The sequence below is a fragment of the Enterovibrio sp. FF113 genome (assembly GCF_041439165.1).
GTDB classification, from domain to species: Bacteria; Pseudomonadota; Gammaproteobacteria; order Enterobacterales; family Vibrionaceae; genus Enterovibrio; species Enterovibrio norvegicus_A.
Window position 1 is genome coordinate 65,819 of record NZ_JBGONO010000026.1, and the last position, 15,973, is coordinate 81,791.

Here is a 15,973-nt window from a genome sequence, read left to right on the forward strand (position 1 = left end):
CCATGGATTTCGAACCTTTTGTTTATCCTGAAGCCAAACTCATTGCTGGTGTTGATGAAGTGGGCCGAGGGCCGTTAGTCGGCGCCGTTGTGACGGCCGCGGTGATTCTTGACCCAAACAACCCCATTGAAGGGCTGACGGACTCCAAAAAGCTAACCGAGAAGAAGCGCGAAGCGCTGTTTGAGATCATCAAAGAAAAAGCGTTAGCGTGGTCTTTGGGGCGAGCCGAGGCAGATGAAATTGACGACATCAACATTCTCGCTGCTACCATGTTAGCGATGGAGCGTGCAGTAGCGGGTCTGTCGGTTCAGCCAGACTTTGTATTGATCGATGGTAATCGCGTGCCTGCTGGATTAACTATGCCAGGTCAAGCCGTTGTTAAAGGGGATTTGCGAGTGGCTGAAATCAGCGCTGCATCGATTCTTGCAAAAGTCATGCGTGACCGTGAAATGGAAGTGCTGGATGCTCAATATCCGCAATACGGTTTCGCCAAGCACAAAGGTTATCCAACCAAGGCACATTTTGAAGCACTTGATGCGCATGGTGCCATCGCAGAGCACCGTAAGAGCTTTAAACCTGTCAAGAAAGCGTTAGGCATTGCATAATACGTAAAGGGGAGTGTCGCTCCCCTTTACTATCCTATCTAACCATCAATCAGTAACGTACGAGTACTATGTCAGACCCACGTTTTATCCACCTTCGTGTTCACAGTGACTATTCCATGGTTGACGGCCTTGGCAAAGTGCCGCCTTTGGTAAAGAAAGTTGGCGAACTTGGCATGCCCGCGATGGCATTGACTGACTTTACGAACCTATGTGGTCTGGTGAAGTTCTACAACACAGCGCAAAGCAATGGTGTTAAGCCTATTATTGGCGCTGATTTCAAAGTCCAATCTGATGCATTTGGTGATGATCTTTGTCAATTAACGGTGCTTGCAGCAGATAACATTGGCTATAAAAACCTGACCTTACTGATATCAAAAGCCTATCTGCGCGGTCATGTTCAGCATCAGCCAGTCATAGATCTTGAATGGCTGTTGGAGTTAAAAGAAGGGCTGATCTTGTTGTCCGGCGGACGGCGAGGTGATCTGGGTAAAGCATTGCTAAAAGGCAATATGGCGCTAGCTAAACAGTGTGCAGCGTTTTACCAGACTCACTTTCCAGATGCGTATTACATCGAGCTTACCCGAACAGGTCGCCCTGACGAAGAAGCTTACCTGCATTTTGCTTTGGATCTGGCCTCTGAACTCGACCTGCCTGTGGTTGCGACCAACGAAGTCTGCTTCCTTTCGGCTGATCTGTTTGATGCTCATGAGGTTCGCGTTGCGATCCATGATGGCTTTACGCTCGAAGATCCACGTCGCCCAAAAAACTACAGTCCACAGCAATACCTTCGCACTGAAGACGAAATGTGTGAGTTATTCCACGATATTCCGGAAGCACTCGCCAATACTGTCGAAATCGCCAAACGCTGCAATGTGACTGTGCGTTTGAATGAATACTTCCTGCCAAACTTCCCTACCGAAGGCTTGGAGATAGGGGAGTTTCTGGTGAAAAAATCGCAAGAAGGCCTTGAAGAGCGTCTTGAACTTTTGTTCCCTGACCCGCAAGAACGAGCGAAGCTCCGTCCTGAATATGACGAGCGATTAGATATCGAGCTGCAGGTAATCAACCAAATGGGGTTTCCAGGCTACTTCCTTATTGTGATGGAATTCATCCAGTGGTCGAAAGACAATGATATTCCGGTAGGACCTGGGCGAGGGTCGGGTGCAGGTTCACTGGTGGCGTATGCACTAAAAATCACTGATCTCGATCCACTGGAATTTGATTTGCTGTTCGAGCGTTTCCTTAACCCTGAACGAGTATCCATGCCCGATTTCGATATCGACTTTTGCATGGACAAACGAGATAAGGTTATTGACCACGTAGCGGAAATCTATGGTCGAGATGCCGTATCACAGATCATTACTTTCGGTACCATGGCAGCAAAAGCGGTTATCCGTGATGTGGGGCGAGTACTTGGTCATCCTTACGGTTTCGTTGATCGTATTTCAAAAATGGTGCCACCGGATCCTGGCATGACGCTGGCGAAGGCGTTTGATGTCGAGCCACAACTGGGCGATCTTTATGAAGCTGATGAAGAAGTTCGTGAGCTGATTGATACGTGTCGAATCCTTGAAGGTAGTATCCGAAATGCAGGTAAACACGCTGGTGGTGTTGTTATATCACCCACCACGATTACCGATTTTGCGCCGCTATACTGTGATAGTGAAGGTCACTTTCCCGTTACCCAGTTTGATAAAAATGATGTAGAAACCGCTGGCTTAGTCAAATTTGACTTCTTGGGTTTACGTACACTGACCATCATCGATTGGGCGCTTAAAATGGTCAACCCTCGCCTTCAAGCCGAAGGTGAAGAGCCAATACGCATTGAAGCGATCCCAATGGATGACATGGCGTCATTCCGACTTTTACAAAACTCTGAAACCACCGCGGTATTCCAGTTGGAATCTCGCGGCATGAAAGATCTCATTAAACGTCTTCAACCAGATTGCTTTGAAGATATGATCGCACTGGTGGCGCTGTTCCGTCCGGGTCCATTGCAATCAGGCATGGTAGATAACTTTATCGATCGAAAGCGCGGTCGAGAAGTCGTGTCATATCCAGATGAAAAGTGGCAACACGATTCGCTAAAAGAAATTCTTGAGCCAACCTACGGCATTATTTTGTACCAAGAGCAGGTCATGCAAATCGCTCAGGTACTGTCTGGCTATACCCTTGGCGGGGCAGACATGCTTCGTCGTGCTATGGGTAAGAAAAAGCCAGAAGAAATGGCCAAGCAGCGGGCAACGTTTGAAGACGGAGCGATAAAGAACGGCGTCGACGGCGAGTTGGCGATGAAGATCTTCGACTTGGTCGAAAAGTTCGCAGGTTACGGCTTTAACAAATCGCACTCAGCGGCATATGCACTTGTTTCATACCAAACACTATGGCTCAAAACTCACTATCCTGCGGAGTTCATGGCTGCGGTAATGACTGCGGATATGGATAACACCGACAAGATTGTCGGCTTGGTGGAAGAATGTCGCCGCATGAAGTTGACCATGCTGCCACCGGATGTGAATGCTGGATTGTATCGCTTCAATGTAAACGATAAAGGTGAAATTGTTTACGGCATTGGCGCGATTAAAGGTGCAGGTGAAGCGCCTATTGAAAACATCATTGAAGCGCGTGAAAAAGGCGGCTACTTCCGTGACTTATTCGATTTCTGTGCGCGTATAGATACCAAAAAAGTAAACAAACGCGTGATAGAGAAATTGATTCAATCGGGTGCAATGGACCGATTAGGTCCGCATCGCGCAGCGATGATGGCATCACTGAATGACGCGATTAAGTCAGCAAGCCAGCATCACCAAGCAGAATCGTTTGGTCAGGCTGATATGTTTGGTGTGTTGACAGATGAACCCGAGGAAGTCGAACACAAGTATGCGAACGTACCACACTGGCCAGAAAAAGTATGGCTTGAAGGTGAGCGTGAAACGCTAGGGTTGTATTTAACGGGTCACCCAATCAACAGCTATGTGAAAGAGCTAAAACACTATATTACTTGGCGTTTGGAAGATGCTCATGCAACAAAGCGTGATGTTGTTTCTACCGTTGCTGGATTAGTGATAGCCGCCCGAGTGATGACCACAAAGCGTGGATCGCGCATCGGGATCCTAACTTTGGATGATAGGTCGGGACGCATGGAAGTGATGCTGTTCTCAGATGTATTAGAAAAGTACTTAGATTTCATTGAAAAAGACCGAATTTTGGTCATATCCGGACAGGTCAGCTTTGATGACTTCAACGGTGGCCTTAAAATGTCGGCACGAGAAGTGCTTGATCTCTCTCAAGCGCGCGAAAAGTACCTGCGCAGTCTTGCTATCTCTGTGACTGACAGGCAAATTGATAACAAATTTTTTGAACGATTTAGCGAAATCCTAGAACCTTATCGCGCTGGCACCGTGCCTGTGAACCTTTATTATCAGCGTGACGATGCACGTGCGAAGTTAGTCTTAGGTACAGAATGGCGGATTACGCCTGATGACAAGTTGATCGATGATTTAAAAACGCTGCTCGGCGATAAACAGGTCGAGCTGGAATTTGACTGATACGTTTGTCCTGTCGTGTACGACGGGGCAACTTAATTACCTGAACAGGATTCTTTCTCTATGAGTCTTAATTTCCTTGAATTTGAACAGCCAATTGCTGAATTGGAAGCAAAAATTGAAGCCCTGCGTGTAGTGTCCAAACGCGGTGACGATCCTGAGGCTGTCAATCTTGATAAAGAAATCGAGCAATTGGAGACAAAAAGCGCTGAATTGACGAAAAAAATCTTCAGTGACTTAGGTGCTTGGCAAGTCGCGCAATTGGCGCGTCATCCACGTCGTCCATACACCTTGGATTACGCCGATCTGATCTTCACCGAATTTGAAGAATTGGCGGGCGATCGTGCTTATGCCGATGACAAAGCCATTGTTGGTGGCATGGCGCGTATTGATGGTCGTCCAGTGATGATTATTGGTCACCAAAAAGGCCGTGAAACACGTGAGAAAGTCATCCGTAATTTTGGCATGCCAAAGCCTGAAGGCTACCGCAAGGCTTTACGTTTGATGAAGATGGCTGAGCGTTTCAACATGCCAATCATTACCTTTATTGATACCGCAGGTGCATACCCTGGTGTTGGCGCTGAAGAGCGAGGCCAGTCAGAAGCCATTGCCCGCAACCTGAAAGAAATGTCAGGCCTTAGTGTGCCAGTTATCTGTAATGTGGTAGGTGAAGGCGGCTCTGGTGGTGCATTGGCTATCGGCGTGGGCGATTTCGTCAACATGCTGCAATACTCAACCTATTCGGTTATTTCCCCAGAAGGTTGTGCATCGATCTTATGGCGCGATTCAAACAAAGCACCACAAGCAGCAGAAGCGATGGGTATGACAGCACCGCGTCTGAAAGAGCTTGGCTTGATTGATAACATCATTGAAGAGCCAATGGGCGGTGCGCATCGAAATTCAGCGTTTACCGCTGACAACATCAAAGCACTTTTGGTCAAGCAATTAGAAGAGCTTGACCAACTGGACACGGATGCCTTGCGTGAGCGACGTTACCAACGCTTACTAAGCTACGGTTACTGCTGATTGGCAATCGCGAAAGCGAGCGAAAATACGAGAATATCAAAAAAGGGCCTAATGGCCCTTTTTTTCATTCGGATGCTATTATGACGACAATTCAATGTCTTTGAGGCACTTATGCTGTTCTCCCAGTTTGAAAATGTCCTAGATGCTTATGCACTCACGCCTCGCCAAATCGTCTTGGCATTCAGTGGTGGGGTAGATTCGCGTGTCATGCTGGACCTACTCTCTACCTACCGTGATATTCATCCTCAACATCGTTACCTTGTGATTCACGTGCACCACGGACTCAGTGAAAATGCCGATGCTTGGCTGGCACAATGCGAAGGTTGGTCTGTTGAGGTCGGTTTAGATTTCAAGGGCTTGCATGTTGATTTCGATAAGCGTGGTGAAAGCCTAGAAAAAGCAGCCCGAGAGGCTCGATATTCGGCCATTGCATCAGTTGTCGAACCCGAAGCCTTGGTGTTGACAGGGCAGCATGCAGACGATCAAGCTGAAACGTTTTTATTGGCATTGAAACGTGGCAGTGGCCCCGCAGGGCTGGCAGCGATGCCAGAGATTAGGCCGCTCGGTCATGCCCATTTGTTGCGACCACTATTGACCGTAATGCGTCAAGATATCGAAAAGTACGCAAATAAACAGGGATTAGCGTGGATTGAGGATGAAAGTAATCTGGATTGCCGTTTTGATCGTAATTTTATCAGACAAGCATGGCTTCCTCAGGCGAGAGAAAGGTGGCCAGGGTTTGTTCGGGCGATCAACCGAACTGCCAAATTGTGCGCAGCGCAAGAAGCATTGTTGGATGAGTTGCTAGCTGAACATGATGTGCGTCTTCAGCAACCAGATGGCGGGATGTCACTGGCATTGTTAAGCGCTTATTCTTCTCGAATGCAATCGTCGCTGTTGAGGCGATGGCTGAAACAGACGGCAGGTCTCAACTTGTCCCAAGTTCAACTCAGCGAAGTGTTCAATTCCGTTATCAATGCAGGTGAGGATGCAAATCCTTTAGTGCAGCTCGGTAATTGGCAGGTAAGGCGTTTTCAGCAAAGTTTATATTGTGTGATAAACGCTGAAGATGTTTCTGCTTGGCAGCACACGTTAGCACTAAATTGTGCTGCAGCTTTGCCTGACAGTATCGGTGAATTGTCATTGATCGAGCGTGAAGATTTAAATGGCTTAATGCTTCGACTGCCCAGTGAGAGTGAAGCTGTTACGGTCAGTTTTAATCCGGAAGGCTTATTTGCTCATCCATTGGGAAGGCAAGGTAAGCGAAAGCTTAAAAAGCTTTTTCAGGAATATGGTGTGCCCACTTGGCAGCGTAGAAGAACCCCGTTGATATTTTACGGTGAGCAGCTTGCTGCTGTTGCTGATTTGTTTGTCTGTGAAGGGTTCGATGGACAGGAATGTGAGCTTGTCTGGCACAAACACCATCCATACAGTGCGTGAATGGATTCCACGTGCAAGAATTTATGCAAACTGGAAAACAATAAAGCGAGGAAGCGATGAAAAAACTACTACCTTTAGGTCTGGTTACTTTAATGCTAGCGACACCATCATTTGCAGCAGGTGATGCAGCAGCGGGCAAAGCGAAGGCTGCAGTGTGTGCTGCGTGTCATGGTGCAAATGGTATTGCTATGATTCCAGGCTACCCGAATCTAGCTGGTCAGAATGCGCAGTATATTGTCTCAGCCTTGAAAGCTTACAAGAGTGGCGAGCGTAAAGGCGGGCAATCTATGGTGATGGCACCACAGGCCACAATGCTGAGTGACGCGGACATGGAAAACCTTGCAGCGTATTTCTCACAGATGAAATAGGCACACCGGATCCTTATGAAAAGCCACAGCGTTATGTTGTGGCTTTTTTATTTGTCGATATCAGAGGATCTTGCACGTTGATGATGCTCTGGTATCGAGCTTTCTCGCAATTTTTTGTGTGGTCAGTGCGTTTTTTGTTCGATCGAATTTGCTGCTATTGCTATAAAAACTAGAATTTACTATTGTACTAGCTCACTGATACATTGTGCGAGGTTAAAGCAATGGCTGCAGGACGTGAGCATTTCAGCTCAAGAATAGGTTTTGTGCTCGCCGCAGCAGGTGCTGCTGTCGGGTTAGGTAACATTTGGGGCTTTCCTACTCAAGCAGCAAGTAATGGCGGTGGAGCGTTCTTGCTGGTTTATCTTTTTATGATCCTTGTTGTGGCATACCCAATGTTGGTTGTTGAAATGGCAATTGGACGCCATGGTCAAGCAAACCCCATTGACAGCATGCGTAAGCTAGGCCGTTCGCCGCTTTCCAAAACACTCGGTGGCAGTGTTGGCTTGATTGGCCTGATGGTTCCATGTCTCGTGCTTGCATTTTATAGCATTGTTGGAGGGTGGTTAGTGTCGTTCATGCTGGCTGCAGGCGCAGATATCGTCGGTATGCATGAGGCTTCTCTCTGGCTAAAAGGTTTCTCTGTTGAACGAAACTTGTTTGGCGCGGCAATTTTTTATCTCCTCACCATTTTAATTGTTCAAGCAGGTGTGAAAGAGGGCATAGAGAAGTGGTCCACTCGGTTGATGCCTGCGTTGTTTGTCTTGTTTGGCATATTGTTTGTTTATGTCATGACATTGCCGGGAGCAACTCAAGGTCTTGCGCACTATCTGATCCCTGATTTCTCCAAGGTGATGGATCGTGATTTGATACTTGCAGCCATGGGACAAGGTTTCTTCTCACTGACGATTGGCGGTTGCTCAATGCTGATTTATGGCTCTTATTTGAGCCGTAAAGAAAACCTCCCCAAAATGGCACTTAATGTCACGCTAGTGGATACCGCTGTTGCTGTTATTGCTGGCTTAGTTATTCTTCCTGCCATGTTTGCGGCAATGCAGCAAGGCGTCGAAATATATGATGCGAAGGGCGAATTGCTAAGTTCATCCACATTAGTGTTTGATGTATTGCCTATGTTGTTTGAAGGGTTAGGTGCAGGAGGTGCGTTCATCGCATTGATATTTTTTGTGTTGATGACAATAGCAGCGCTCACATCATCGATCTCTATGTTGGAATGCCCTGTATCTCTAATGAATGAACGCTTGGGAACGAAGCGTTCAGTGGCGAGTTGGTTCCTTGGGGGATTGATTGCGCTGTTTAGTGTGGTGATTGTGTTTAACTTCGGCAGCATGTTCGGTTTGGTTGCAAACATTGCCACTCAATATTTTCAGCCTTTTGCCGCGTTACTGTTTTGCCTTTACGGTGGTTGGGTTTGGAAGCGTAGTGAAAAACTTCAAGAATTACGTCAAGGTTATGACAACATTGAAGATGGGATTTTTTGGAAAATCTGGCCAACCTATGTGAAATTTGTCTGCCCTGCGCTGGTGATAGCGGTGATTTGGATGTCTTTTGCGTAATTATTAAAAAGAGCGAAAACGGAAGCCTAGGCTTCCGTTTTTTTATTGGCTTGTTAATCGTTTAGCGTAAATTAACGAAACTGATTTTGCTCAGGAATGTATTCAAAACCGGCACCGGCGAGTTTTGTTTGCAATGCAACAGTATCGATATCAAAGTACTTTGCCAATTCACTTAGTGATGGAAATTCATCGCGTAGTTTCATATTCACAATGCTCATGAGCATTACAGTGTCCATGGTTTCAAATCGTGTCAGATCCATTACGCATCCTTATGGTCACTGATCAGAAGATTTGCAGCGGCGAATGCGGCTTGCTCGCGAGCTTCTTCTGGTACCGATTCGTCAGATGCGATTGCATTTAATGTTTTCACGGCACAAGCGATAGCGTTAGGAATATAACCTTGATCACCACTACCAATTTCCGCGTAACGTTGGCGGATTAAATCACAACAATCGTAGACTTTCATTGCTACTCCTTGGAAAGACTTTGAGTGAAATATACCGTAAAAGGAAGCTAGGATGGAGTCTTAATCATTGAGGGGGCGAAATGATGTTATCGGCGGCGACTTGCTTTATTGCGGTACATACTGCGGTCAGCTCGTTCAAACATAGAGGTGACGTTATCGCCTTGACGATAAGCTGAGCAGCCCACAGAGCTGGAGATAGAATGCGCGGTGAGAAGAGTGTCATGGGAAAGTAGCGTTTTAAGGCGGTCGTTAACCAGTTGTGCCGACTCGCGAGTTGCGGGTGATAGCAAAACTGCAAACTCATCCCCACCTAAGCGATAGCATCGATCAGAGGCTCGTATGGCTTCTTTCAATAACAGTGAAAATCGGCGTAATACTTTGTCACCATCAAGGTGTCCATAGGTGTCATTAACTTGCTTAAAGTTATCCATATCGAAAATCATCAAGATCAAACCGTGATTTTTTCTTTCCGTCAGTGCGACAGATTGGCGGAGATCTTGCTCAAAGCTGGTTCGATTGTTTAGGCCAGTGAGACTATCCAACATCGCGAGATTTCGAACGCGACTATATTCGATTGCATTGCTAAGAGGGCCAGCGAGAAGACGATGATAGGTATGAATCAAACTAATTTCATCGTTGTCTAGTTGATAAGGTGTACTGTATTGAAGCATTCCCAACGGCGATTGAGCAAATTTGATAGAAAAAGTTTGTCGAAAATCAGAAGAGCCGCCACGTCGAACAATATGAGAGATGTCATCGTGTTCCCATATTAAACGATTGATGTCGATTTGCTTTTCCAGTTCCCTGGTAAACACTTCAAACAATTTATCGATTTCAAGCCGACCCTGAAGCTTCTGCAGCACCATTAGACGCTGATCCGCACCAAGAGGTACTCGGCGAGACTGTATTGCTGCTTTTTTGAGTTGTTCCAGTTGCGTACTCATCGAAACTGCCTCAGAAACCAATAACCATGACCGTTCATGCTTTAATCAATAGAAGCAAAAAGCGTTCCAGGTTATTGGTGCGCAACTGCTCGTCCGTTATTTTATCTGGCTATTCACTTGATAGAAAGCTCACTAAATCGGATCGACGATTTTGAGCATCTTGGTAGCCCATGTCAATTAAGTGGTTGATATATTTCGGTTCAAATAACAGATAACTAGTAATTGCTGCATCTTCAGAAGGACTTATGCCCAAAATTCTCATTAGGCTGCGTACTGCTAGAGGCATATGACAATAGTACCGTTCAACTAATGGTTCAAAGGGTGATGAGGGGGAGAGGTGAAGGGCATCAACTTGCCGTAGTGCCAAATTATCGGCTTTACTTTTATCCACGGCCAAGGCGAGGTTGTTCATACGATCCAAGTGCTCAAGGTCTGCCGAAAGGGTGTCGGCGAATATTGCATCCATCAGATGCCCGCCGAGCATAGCCAAACCGGGAGCAGGAGCAATACTGCTGTGAGTGGTGGGTGCTTGAGGGGCAAGATCAATAATAAGCACCTTCTCAGCACCCATTTTAAGCGCGGGACGGAGCGGAGCAATTTGGTGAACGGAACCGTCGCCATAAAAACTGTGACCAATCTTGGATGCGGGAAAAACGATCGGAATCGCGGATGATGCCAGAAGATGCTCGGTATTGATTTGACTTTTTATTCCGATAGCACGAGATCGACGCCAAACCGGTATGTCAGCGTGTCCTTGGTAAAACGTGACGGATTTACTGGTGTGGTAGTTTGATGCGGTGACCGCTAATCCGTGGAGGTTTCCCGCCAGTATCTGGTGTTCTATCTTGCTAAAATTAATGACATTATTAAGCAGGTTACGTAATGGGCGATTATCAAGTAAGCCAAATGGCGGCGCATCATGATAACGTGCTTGCGTGCGGGCAAAAGCCTGTCGACCTAAGTGAAGTAGCATGCCTTGGAAAGAGCTTTGAAATACGTGCCTTGTGTGAAGATTTGACCAAAGCCAAGACAGTTTTTTGACGCCTAGTCGGAAACATGACGTATGACAAGCAAGAGAGGTTGCATTGAGCGCCCCAGCTGACGTTCCACAGTATATGGTGAAAGGACTGGCGTGAACGCGCGGGTACCATTCTGAAATTGCTTTCATCACACCCACCTGATAAGCCGCGCGAGCCCCACCTCCGCTCAATAAGAGCGCGATTTTTTTCTGCGGTGCTTTTGAATCAGTCTTTGATGCCATTGTGTTAACACTCTACTTGGACTGTCGTATGGGTCAATTTTCAGTATGACTTAGAAAAGTTGTATTTGAGCCATACTCGATTTTACCTACGCCTATTCAACTAACTTTTTGAATTGATTGTGATCAAGCGCCAAAAGAGACGGCATGGCGTATCAATGCCATCGAAGAAAGAGAACAGTAAATGGTATATTTCTGTTCACTTTTTATTTCTTTGGCGAATTCATGACTCCTCCTTTAACAGCATTAATTGCTGATGATGACAAAGCAACGGCCAAGTTGGTTGAAATGCTGCTGATAAAATGGGGAATCAAAACGGTGGTTGCCTACGACGGTTTGGAAGCGTTGGAGGTGATGATGCAAGCAGATCCGCCTTCACTACTTCTTCTTGATTGGGAGATGCCCAGTTACAGTGGCATTGAGCTTTGCGAGAAAATTCGTCAAATTGATACGGCTAACCCTCCTTATATTATTCTTTGTACGGCTCGAGATAGTGCAGAGCACATTGTGCAAGGTTTGAACAAAGGGGCCAATGATTACATTTCTAAACCCTTCAATACCCAAGTGCTGAAAGCCCGAGTAGAAGTCGGTAAGCGTACACTTGAGCTTCAATCGCGTTTAGTCGATGCCATGACTAGGCTCGATCATCTCGCGAGTTTTGATGAGTTGACGGGGCTCCTCAATCGACGCGTTCTGTTTGAGCGGATACGTGAAGATTTTTCACGAGCTCATCGCGCTAAAGAAAATCTCTGTTTTGCGGTGTGTGATATTGATTGGTTTAAACGTATTAATGACAAATATGGTCACCCAGCGGGAGATGCGATCTTACGTCAACTCGGCGACTTGCTGACTCAGGAACTACGTCCTTATGATCGGCTTGGGCGAATAGGAGGAGAAGAGTTTCTTCTTTTGTTCTCGGTGAAAGATGATTGTAATGCGGTGAAAGTGCTTGAGCGAATTAGGTCTGCCATTGAGCACCATGACTTTGTTTATGAAGAGAAGCTGATTGCAGTGACCATGAGTTTTGGCGCTACATTCATAGAAGCGGGTGAAGAAGTGGCAAGGGTTGAAGCCTATTTCAAGAGAGCAGATGAAGCATTGTATCGTTCGAAAGAAACAGGCAGAAACCACGTGACATTCTCAGAAAACATCGTTTAAAAAAGTGACTTAAACAAAGCTCAAACAAGGATTTAAGATCCTTGTTAAAAAAAACGCCTCCCATAAGGAGGCGCTCTTCGATACGGGGAGAACTTAAGCCAGTTTCGCTTTGATGTACTCAACCATATTTTCAATTTCGACAGGCATTTTTTCGCCATCACGACGGTGTTTGTATTCAAACACACCGTTTTCCATGCTGCGTTCGCCGATAATAATGGTGTGAGGCATGCCCATCAATTCCATATCAGAAAACATCACGCCTGGGCGTTCTTTGCGATCGTCGAACAATACTTCAATACCGGCAGCCGTTAGGTCAGCATATAATTTCTCTGCCGCTTCTTTAACCCGCTCAGATTTGTGCATATTCATTGGAACGATAGCAACGGTAAATGGCGCAATTGCGTCTGGCCAGATGATGCCATTGTCATCGTGGTTTTGCTCGACGGCTGCCGCAACAACACGAGATACACCGATGCCGTAGCAACCCATCTCAAGAATCACATTCTTGCCATCAGTGCCCAATACGCCGCAGTTCATTTTCTCAGAGTAGTTGGTGCCTAATTGGAAAATATGACCGACTTCAATGCCGCGTTTCAGCAAAATGGTACCTTGGCCACAAGGACTTGGGTCGCCTTCAACGACATTGCGAATATCAGCCACTTCGCCAAGTTCTACATCACGACCCCAGTTAATGCCGAAGTAGTGTTTATCATCGATGTTTGCACCTGCGCCAAAATCACTCATCGCTGCCACGCTGCGGTCAACAATGAATGGAACAGTCAGGTTCACTGGACCTAGCGAGCCAGGACCGGCATTGACGACAGCACGAATTTCTTCTTCAGTGGCAAACTCAAGCGGGGCTGCAATTTGAGCCAATTTTTCGGCTTTGAGTTCGTTCAGTTCATGATCACCACGAACGAGCAAGGCTACGATATCTGCGTCAACGGCATCAGAGGCTTTAACAAACAGTGTTTTAACTGTTTTCTCAACCTGCAGATCAAATTGCTCAACCAACTGCGCGATGGTTTTCGCTTCAGGGGTGTCAACCAGCGTCATTTCCTGAGTTGGCGCAGCACGCTCACCAGCAGGAGCAACGGCTTCGGCCATTTCAACGTTGGCTGCATAATCAGATTCCGTTGAGAATGCGATAGTGTCTTCGCCACTGTTTGCCAGTACATGGAACTCGTGTGACGCAGAACCACCAATTGCACCGGTATCCGCGAGCACTGGGCGGTAATCCAAGCCCATGCGATCAAATGCAGCGCAGTAAGCGACATGCATAGCTTCGTAAGATTTTTCTAGACCTTCTTTATCGATGTCGAAGCTGTATGCATCCATCATTGAGAATTCACGTGCACGCATCACACCAAAACGTGGACGAACTTCGTCACGGAATTTGGTCTGAATTTGATACAGGTTCAATGGCAGCTGCTTGTAAGAGTTCACTTCGTTACGAACAAGGCTAGTGACCACTTCTTCCGCCGTCGGGCTCAGAACAAACGGACGCTCGTGACGATCACTGAATCGAAGAAGCTCTGGCCCCATTTTTTCAGAACGACCTGTCTCTTCCCAAAGTTCAAAGGGTTGAACAACAGGCATCAATATTTCAATCGCACCGGCGTTATTGATTTCTTGACGAACGATGTTTTCAACCTTTTGAAGAACGCGCAAGCCGGTTGGTAGCCAGGTATATAGACCTGAAGCCAGTTTGCGGATCATTCCTGCGCGTAGCATCAGCTGGTGGCTGATTACTTCGGCGTCGTTTGGTGTTTCCTTCAACGTAGAAAGAAGGTATTTACTGGTACGCATCTAAGCTATCCGTTTATCTATTTACAGTATGGAAGGTATAAGGGCGCCATATTACCAGTGAGAGCCTTAATCGCCAAAGGCTTCTATGGTACTCACAGTGATTAGCGGTTCATCAACGGTAAACTTGATGTTTAAGTCGAAGAGATGGACGGCGTACTCCTTGTCGTCCGATTTCCCCTTTTTATATGCGGGGCGAGGATCCTGAGCGAGTACTTCTTGAATCACTTGAATTTTGTGCGCGCCGTCGTTTTGTTTTAAAAGTAGATTTCTAGCGTCGTCACTGAAGGTAACTTCGAGCGTGTCAGGTATTTCCGCCGCATATCCGCCTTTTGCCTCAGTGATCGAATCGGAATAGGGAATATAAGGCTTGATGTCGACGACAGGTGTGCCATCCACTAGGTCACAACTGCCAATATCGATAATGACCTGACGTCCTATCTTTCTAATGCCAGTGATGGGGACAACGGACATACCAACACCGTTAGGGCGAAAGGTCGCACGGCTGGCGAAAACGCCAACTCGTTCATTGCCACCAAGACGTGGTGGGCGAACTGTCGGTGTCCAGCCTTTCGCTAAATTTTGGTCGAATAAGAAAAGTAACCATATATGTGAAAATTGCTCGAGCCCACGAACGGCATCATCTTGATTCGCTTCTCCACAAAGTGCGATAGATGCGGTTGCACTAGGTGCAAGACCGGGTTGGCGAGGTACGGCGAACTTTTCTTTGAAAGGGGACTGAATGTGACCCACAGGCGTAAGTGAGTAATTCATAGTATTTATCTCTGATTCTTTTAACACAGACTTTACCATAGTTAGCTTGGGCAGCGGCTAGACAATAGATGATGAGCGAATTGCGTGTCATAATCGCGCACTCAGCATAATAGAGGGCAGAGCATTGGCCAAACCAGCGGTATTTATTGATAGAGACGGCGTAATTAATGTCGATCATGGTTACATTAGCAAGGTCGATGACTTTGAATATATTGAAGGCGTTTTCGATGCATGCCGAGTGTTCAAAGAAATGGGCTATTTGCTCGTATTGGTAACAAACCAATCTGGCATTGCTCGCGGTTACTATAGTGAAGATGATTTTATCTCTCTGACCGAATGGATGGATTGGAATTTTGAAGATCAAGGTGTCGAATTTGACGGCATCTACTACTGTCCACATCATCCTGAGCATGGTGATGATAAGTACAAAAAAGACTGTGATTGCAGAAAACCAAAGCCTGGTATGTTTTTATCCGCGCAAGAGCACCTTGGTATCGATATGACTCATTCAGTAATGATTGGTGATAAAGCGGATGATATGAAAGCTGCAAGTGCTGCGGGGGTGGAAACTAAAATTCTTGTACGCACTGGTAAGTCGCTCACTGAAGATGGTGAAGCATTGGCAACGGTAGTATTAGATAGTATTGCTGATGTGCCAGGGTATTTAAAAACGCGATAGCGGTAACGATAAAAAACTTAAGCGAATACATACGACCCAAATACAGCCCGTCTGGGCTGTTTTTTTATCACTTTGATGATCTTTTGAACGGTTGAGCGATTTTTTAGAGAAAAAGCGTTTTTTTAACTGGAAAGGTATTGCCAATACGAATTCTCTCCCTATAATGCGCTCCCTGTTGGCACGGCAAAGTTCGCAGCTAACGTGAGGAAAGCAAAAGTGCTTGACTCAAAAATGGAGTTGAGTTTAAATCTCTCTCCGCTCAGCAAGCCTGAGCAAGCTCTTTAACAATTTGACCTATACAATCTGTGTGGGCACTCGTACTTGATAGACATA

14 protein-coding genes are annotated in these 15,973 nt (G+C 46.4%); 8 read left to right on the forward strand and 6 right to left on the reverse strand.

Going from position 1 to position 15,973, the window contains the following annotated elements:
* Window positions 1–2 precede the first annotated feature (2 nt).
* From rnhB to ACED36_RS18605, 6 genes are all read left to right on the forward strand, one after another.
* Entirely contained in the window at window positions 3–605 is a 603-nt protein-coding gene (rnhB, locus tag ACED36_RS18580; RefSeq protein WP_016958030.1) for a ribonuclease HII, read from the forward strand.
* Window positions 606–673: 68 nt separating this feature from the next.
* Window positions 674–4,153, forward strand: coding sequence for a DNA polymerase III subunit alpha (dnaE, locus tag ACED36_RS18585; RefSeq protein WP_016958031.1), 3,480 nt, complete (start codon window positions 674–676; stop codon window positions 4,151–4,153).
* 60 nt (window positions 4,154–4,213) lie between these two features.
* On the forward strand, window positions 4,214–5,176 hold the full coding sequence (gene accA / locus ACED36_RS18590; protein WP_016958032.1) for an acetyl-CoA carboxylase carboxyl transferase subunit alpha: 963 nt from the start codon (window positions 4,214–4,216) through the stop codon (window positions 5,174–5,176).
* Window positions 5,177–5,287: 111 nt separating this feature from the next.
* The gene (gene tilS / locus ACED36_RS18595) at window positions 5,288–6,616 is read left to right on the forward strand and encodes a tRNA lysidine(34) synthetase TilS (RefSeq protein ID WP_016958033.1); all 1,329 of its coding nucleotides are present in this window, start codon (window positions 5,288–5,290) and stop codon (window positions 6,614–6,616) included.
* A gap of 56 nt (window positions 6,617–6,672) precedes the next feature.
* On the forward strand, window positions 6,673–6,984 hold the full coding sequence (locus ACED36_RS18600) for a c-type cytochrome (RefSeq protein ID WP_016958034.1): 312 nt from the start codon (window positions 6,673–6,675) through the stop codon (window positions 6,982–6,984).
* A 221-nt stretch (window positions 6,985–7,205) separates the two neighbouring features.
* Window positions 7,206–8,555 (forward strand): sodium-dependent transporter, encoded by a 1,350-nt coding sequence (locus ACED36_RS18605; protein WP_016958035.1) that lies wholly within the window; start codon window positions 7,206–7,208, stop codon window positions 8,553–8,555.
* A gap of 71 nt (window positions 8,556–8,626) precedes the next feature.
* Here ACED36_RS18605 and ACED36_RS18610 read toward each other — a convergent pair whose 3' ends face one another.
* The 4 genes from ACED36_RS18610 to ACED36_RS18625 all read right to left on the reverse strand — a co-directional run bounded on the left by ACED36_RS18610 (window position 8,627) and on the right by ACED36_RS18625 (window position 11,226).
* Window positions 8,627–8,815, reverse strand: a complete 189-nt coding sequence (locus ACED36_RS18610) for a DUF4250 domain-containing protein (RefSeq protein ID WP_016958036.1) — start codon at window positions 8,813–8,815, stop codon at window positions 8,627–8,629.
* Window positions 8,815–9,021, reverse strand: a complete 207-nt coding sequence (locus ACED36_RS18615; protein WP_016958037.1) for a YaeP family protein — start codon at window positions 9,019–9,021, stop codon at window positions 8,815–8,817. Before ACED36_RS18615 ends, ACED36_RS18610 begins: the two co-directional genes overlap by 1 nt.
* 86 nt (window positions 9,022–9,107) lie before the next feature.
* Complete coding sequence (locus tag ACED36_RS18620) at window positions 9,108–9,965, reverse strand: GGDEF domain-containing protein (RefSeq protein ID WP_016958038.1); 858 nt, start codon at window positions 9,963–9,965, stop codon at window positions 9,108–9,110.
* Window positions 9,966–10,074: 109 nt separating this feature from the next.
* Window positions 10,075–11,226 carry a patatin-like phospholipase family protein gene (locus ACED36_RS18625; RefSeq protein ID WP_371733671.1) on the reverse strand — a complete coding sequence of 384 codons (1,152 nt, stop codon included), beginning with the start codon at window positions 11,224–11,226 and terminating at the stop codon, window positions 10,075–10,077.
* A gap of 222 nt (window positions 11,227–11,448) precedes the next feature.
* Between ACED36_RS18625 and ACED36_RS18630 the strand changes: the two genes are divergently transcribed.
* Window positions 11,449–12,381, forward strand: coding sequence for a diguanylate cyclase (locus tag ACED36_RS18630; RefSeq protein WP_016958040.1), 933 nt, complete (start codon window positions 11,449–11,451; stop codon window positions 12,379–12,381).
* 93 nt (window positions 12,382–12,474) lie between these two features.
* On the opposite strand, the gene ACED36_RS18635 is transcribed toward ACED36_RS18630, so the two are convergent.
* The gene (locus ACED36_RS18635; RefSeq protein ID WP_016958041.1) at window positions 12,475–14,190 is read right to left on the reverse strand and encodes a proline--tRNA ligase; all 1,716 of its coding nucleotides are present in this window, start codon (window positions 14,188–14,190) and stop codon (window positions 12,475–12,477) included.
* 66 nt (window positions 14,191–14,256) lie between these two features.
* Entirely contained in the window at window positions 14,257–14,961 is a 705-nt protein-coding gene (tsaA, locus tag ACED36_RS18640; RefSeq protein ID WP_016958042.1) for a tRNA (N6-threonylcarbamoyladenosine(37)-N6)-methyltransferase TrmO, read from the reverse strand.
* Between the two features lie 124 nt (window positions 14,962–15,085).
* Between tsaA and gmhB the strand changes: the two genes are divergently transcribed.
* Window positions 15,086–15,640 carry a D-glycero-beta-D-manno-heptose 1,7-bisphosphate 7-phosphatase gene (gene gmhB, locus ACED36_RS18645; protein ID WP_016958043.1) on the forward strand — a complete coding sequence of 185 codons (555 nt, stop codon included), beginning with the start codon at window positions 15,086–15,088 and terminating at the stop codon, window positions 15,638–15,640.
* Window positions 15,641–15,973: the final 333 nt, after the last annotated feature.

Bases quoted from the DNA above. Each gene is read 5' to 3' on its own strand.
- rnhB (WP_016958030.1), top strand. From the start codon at position 3: ATGGATTTCGAACCTTTTGTTTATCCTGAAGCCAAACTCATTGCTGGT.
- dnaE (WP_016958031.1), top strand. From the start codon at position 674: ATGTCAGACCCACGTTTTATCCACCTTCGTGTTCACAGTGACTATTCC.
- accA (WP_016958032.1), top strand. From the start codon at position 4,214: ATGAGTCTTAATTTCCTTGAATTTGAACAGCCAATTGCTGAATTGGAA.
- tilS (WP_016958033.1), top strand. From the start codon at position 5,288: ATGCTGTTCTCCCAGTTTGAAAATGTCCTAGATGCTTATGCACTCACG.
- ACED36_RS18600 (WP_016958034.1), top strand. From the start codon at position 6,673: ATGAAAAAACTACTACCTTTAGGTCTGGTTACTTTAATGCTAGCGACA.
- ACED36_RS18605 (WP_016958035.1), top strand. From the start codon at position 7,206: ATGGCTGCAGGACGTGAGCATTTCAGCTCAAGAATAGGTTTTGTGCTC.
- ACED36_RS18610 (WP_016958036.1), bottom strand. From the start codon at position 8,815: ATGGATCTGACACGATTTGAAACCATGGACACTGTAATGCTCATGAGC.
- ACED36_RS18615 (WP_016958037.1), bottom strand. From the start codon at position 9,021: ATGAAAGTCTACGATTGTTGTGATTTAATCCGCCAACGTTACGCGGAA.
- ACED36_RS18620 (WP_016958038.1), bottom strand. From the start codon at position 9,965: ATGAGTACGCAACTGGAACAACTCAAAAAAGCAGCAATACAGTCTCGC.
- ACED36_RS18625 (WP_371733671.1), bottom strand. From the start codon at position 11,226: ATGGCATCAAAGACTGATTCAAAAGCACCGCAGAAAAAAATCGCGCTC.
- ACED36_RS18630 (WP_016958040.1), top strand. From the start codon at position 11,449: ATGACTCCTCCTTTAACAGCATTAATTGCTGATGATGACAAAGCAACG.
- ACED36_RS18635 (WP_016958041.1), bottom strand. From the start codon at position 14,190: ATGCGTACCAGTAAATACCTTCTTTCTACGTTGAAGGAAACACCAAAC.
- tsaA (WP_016958042.1), bottom strand. From the start codon at position 14,961: ATGAATTACTCACTTACGCCTGTGGGTCACATTCAGTCCCCTTTCAAA.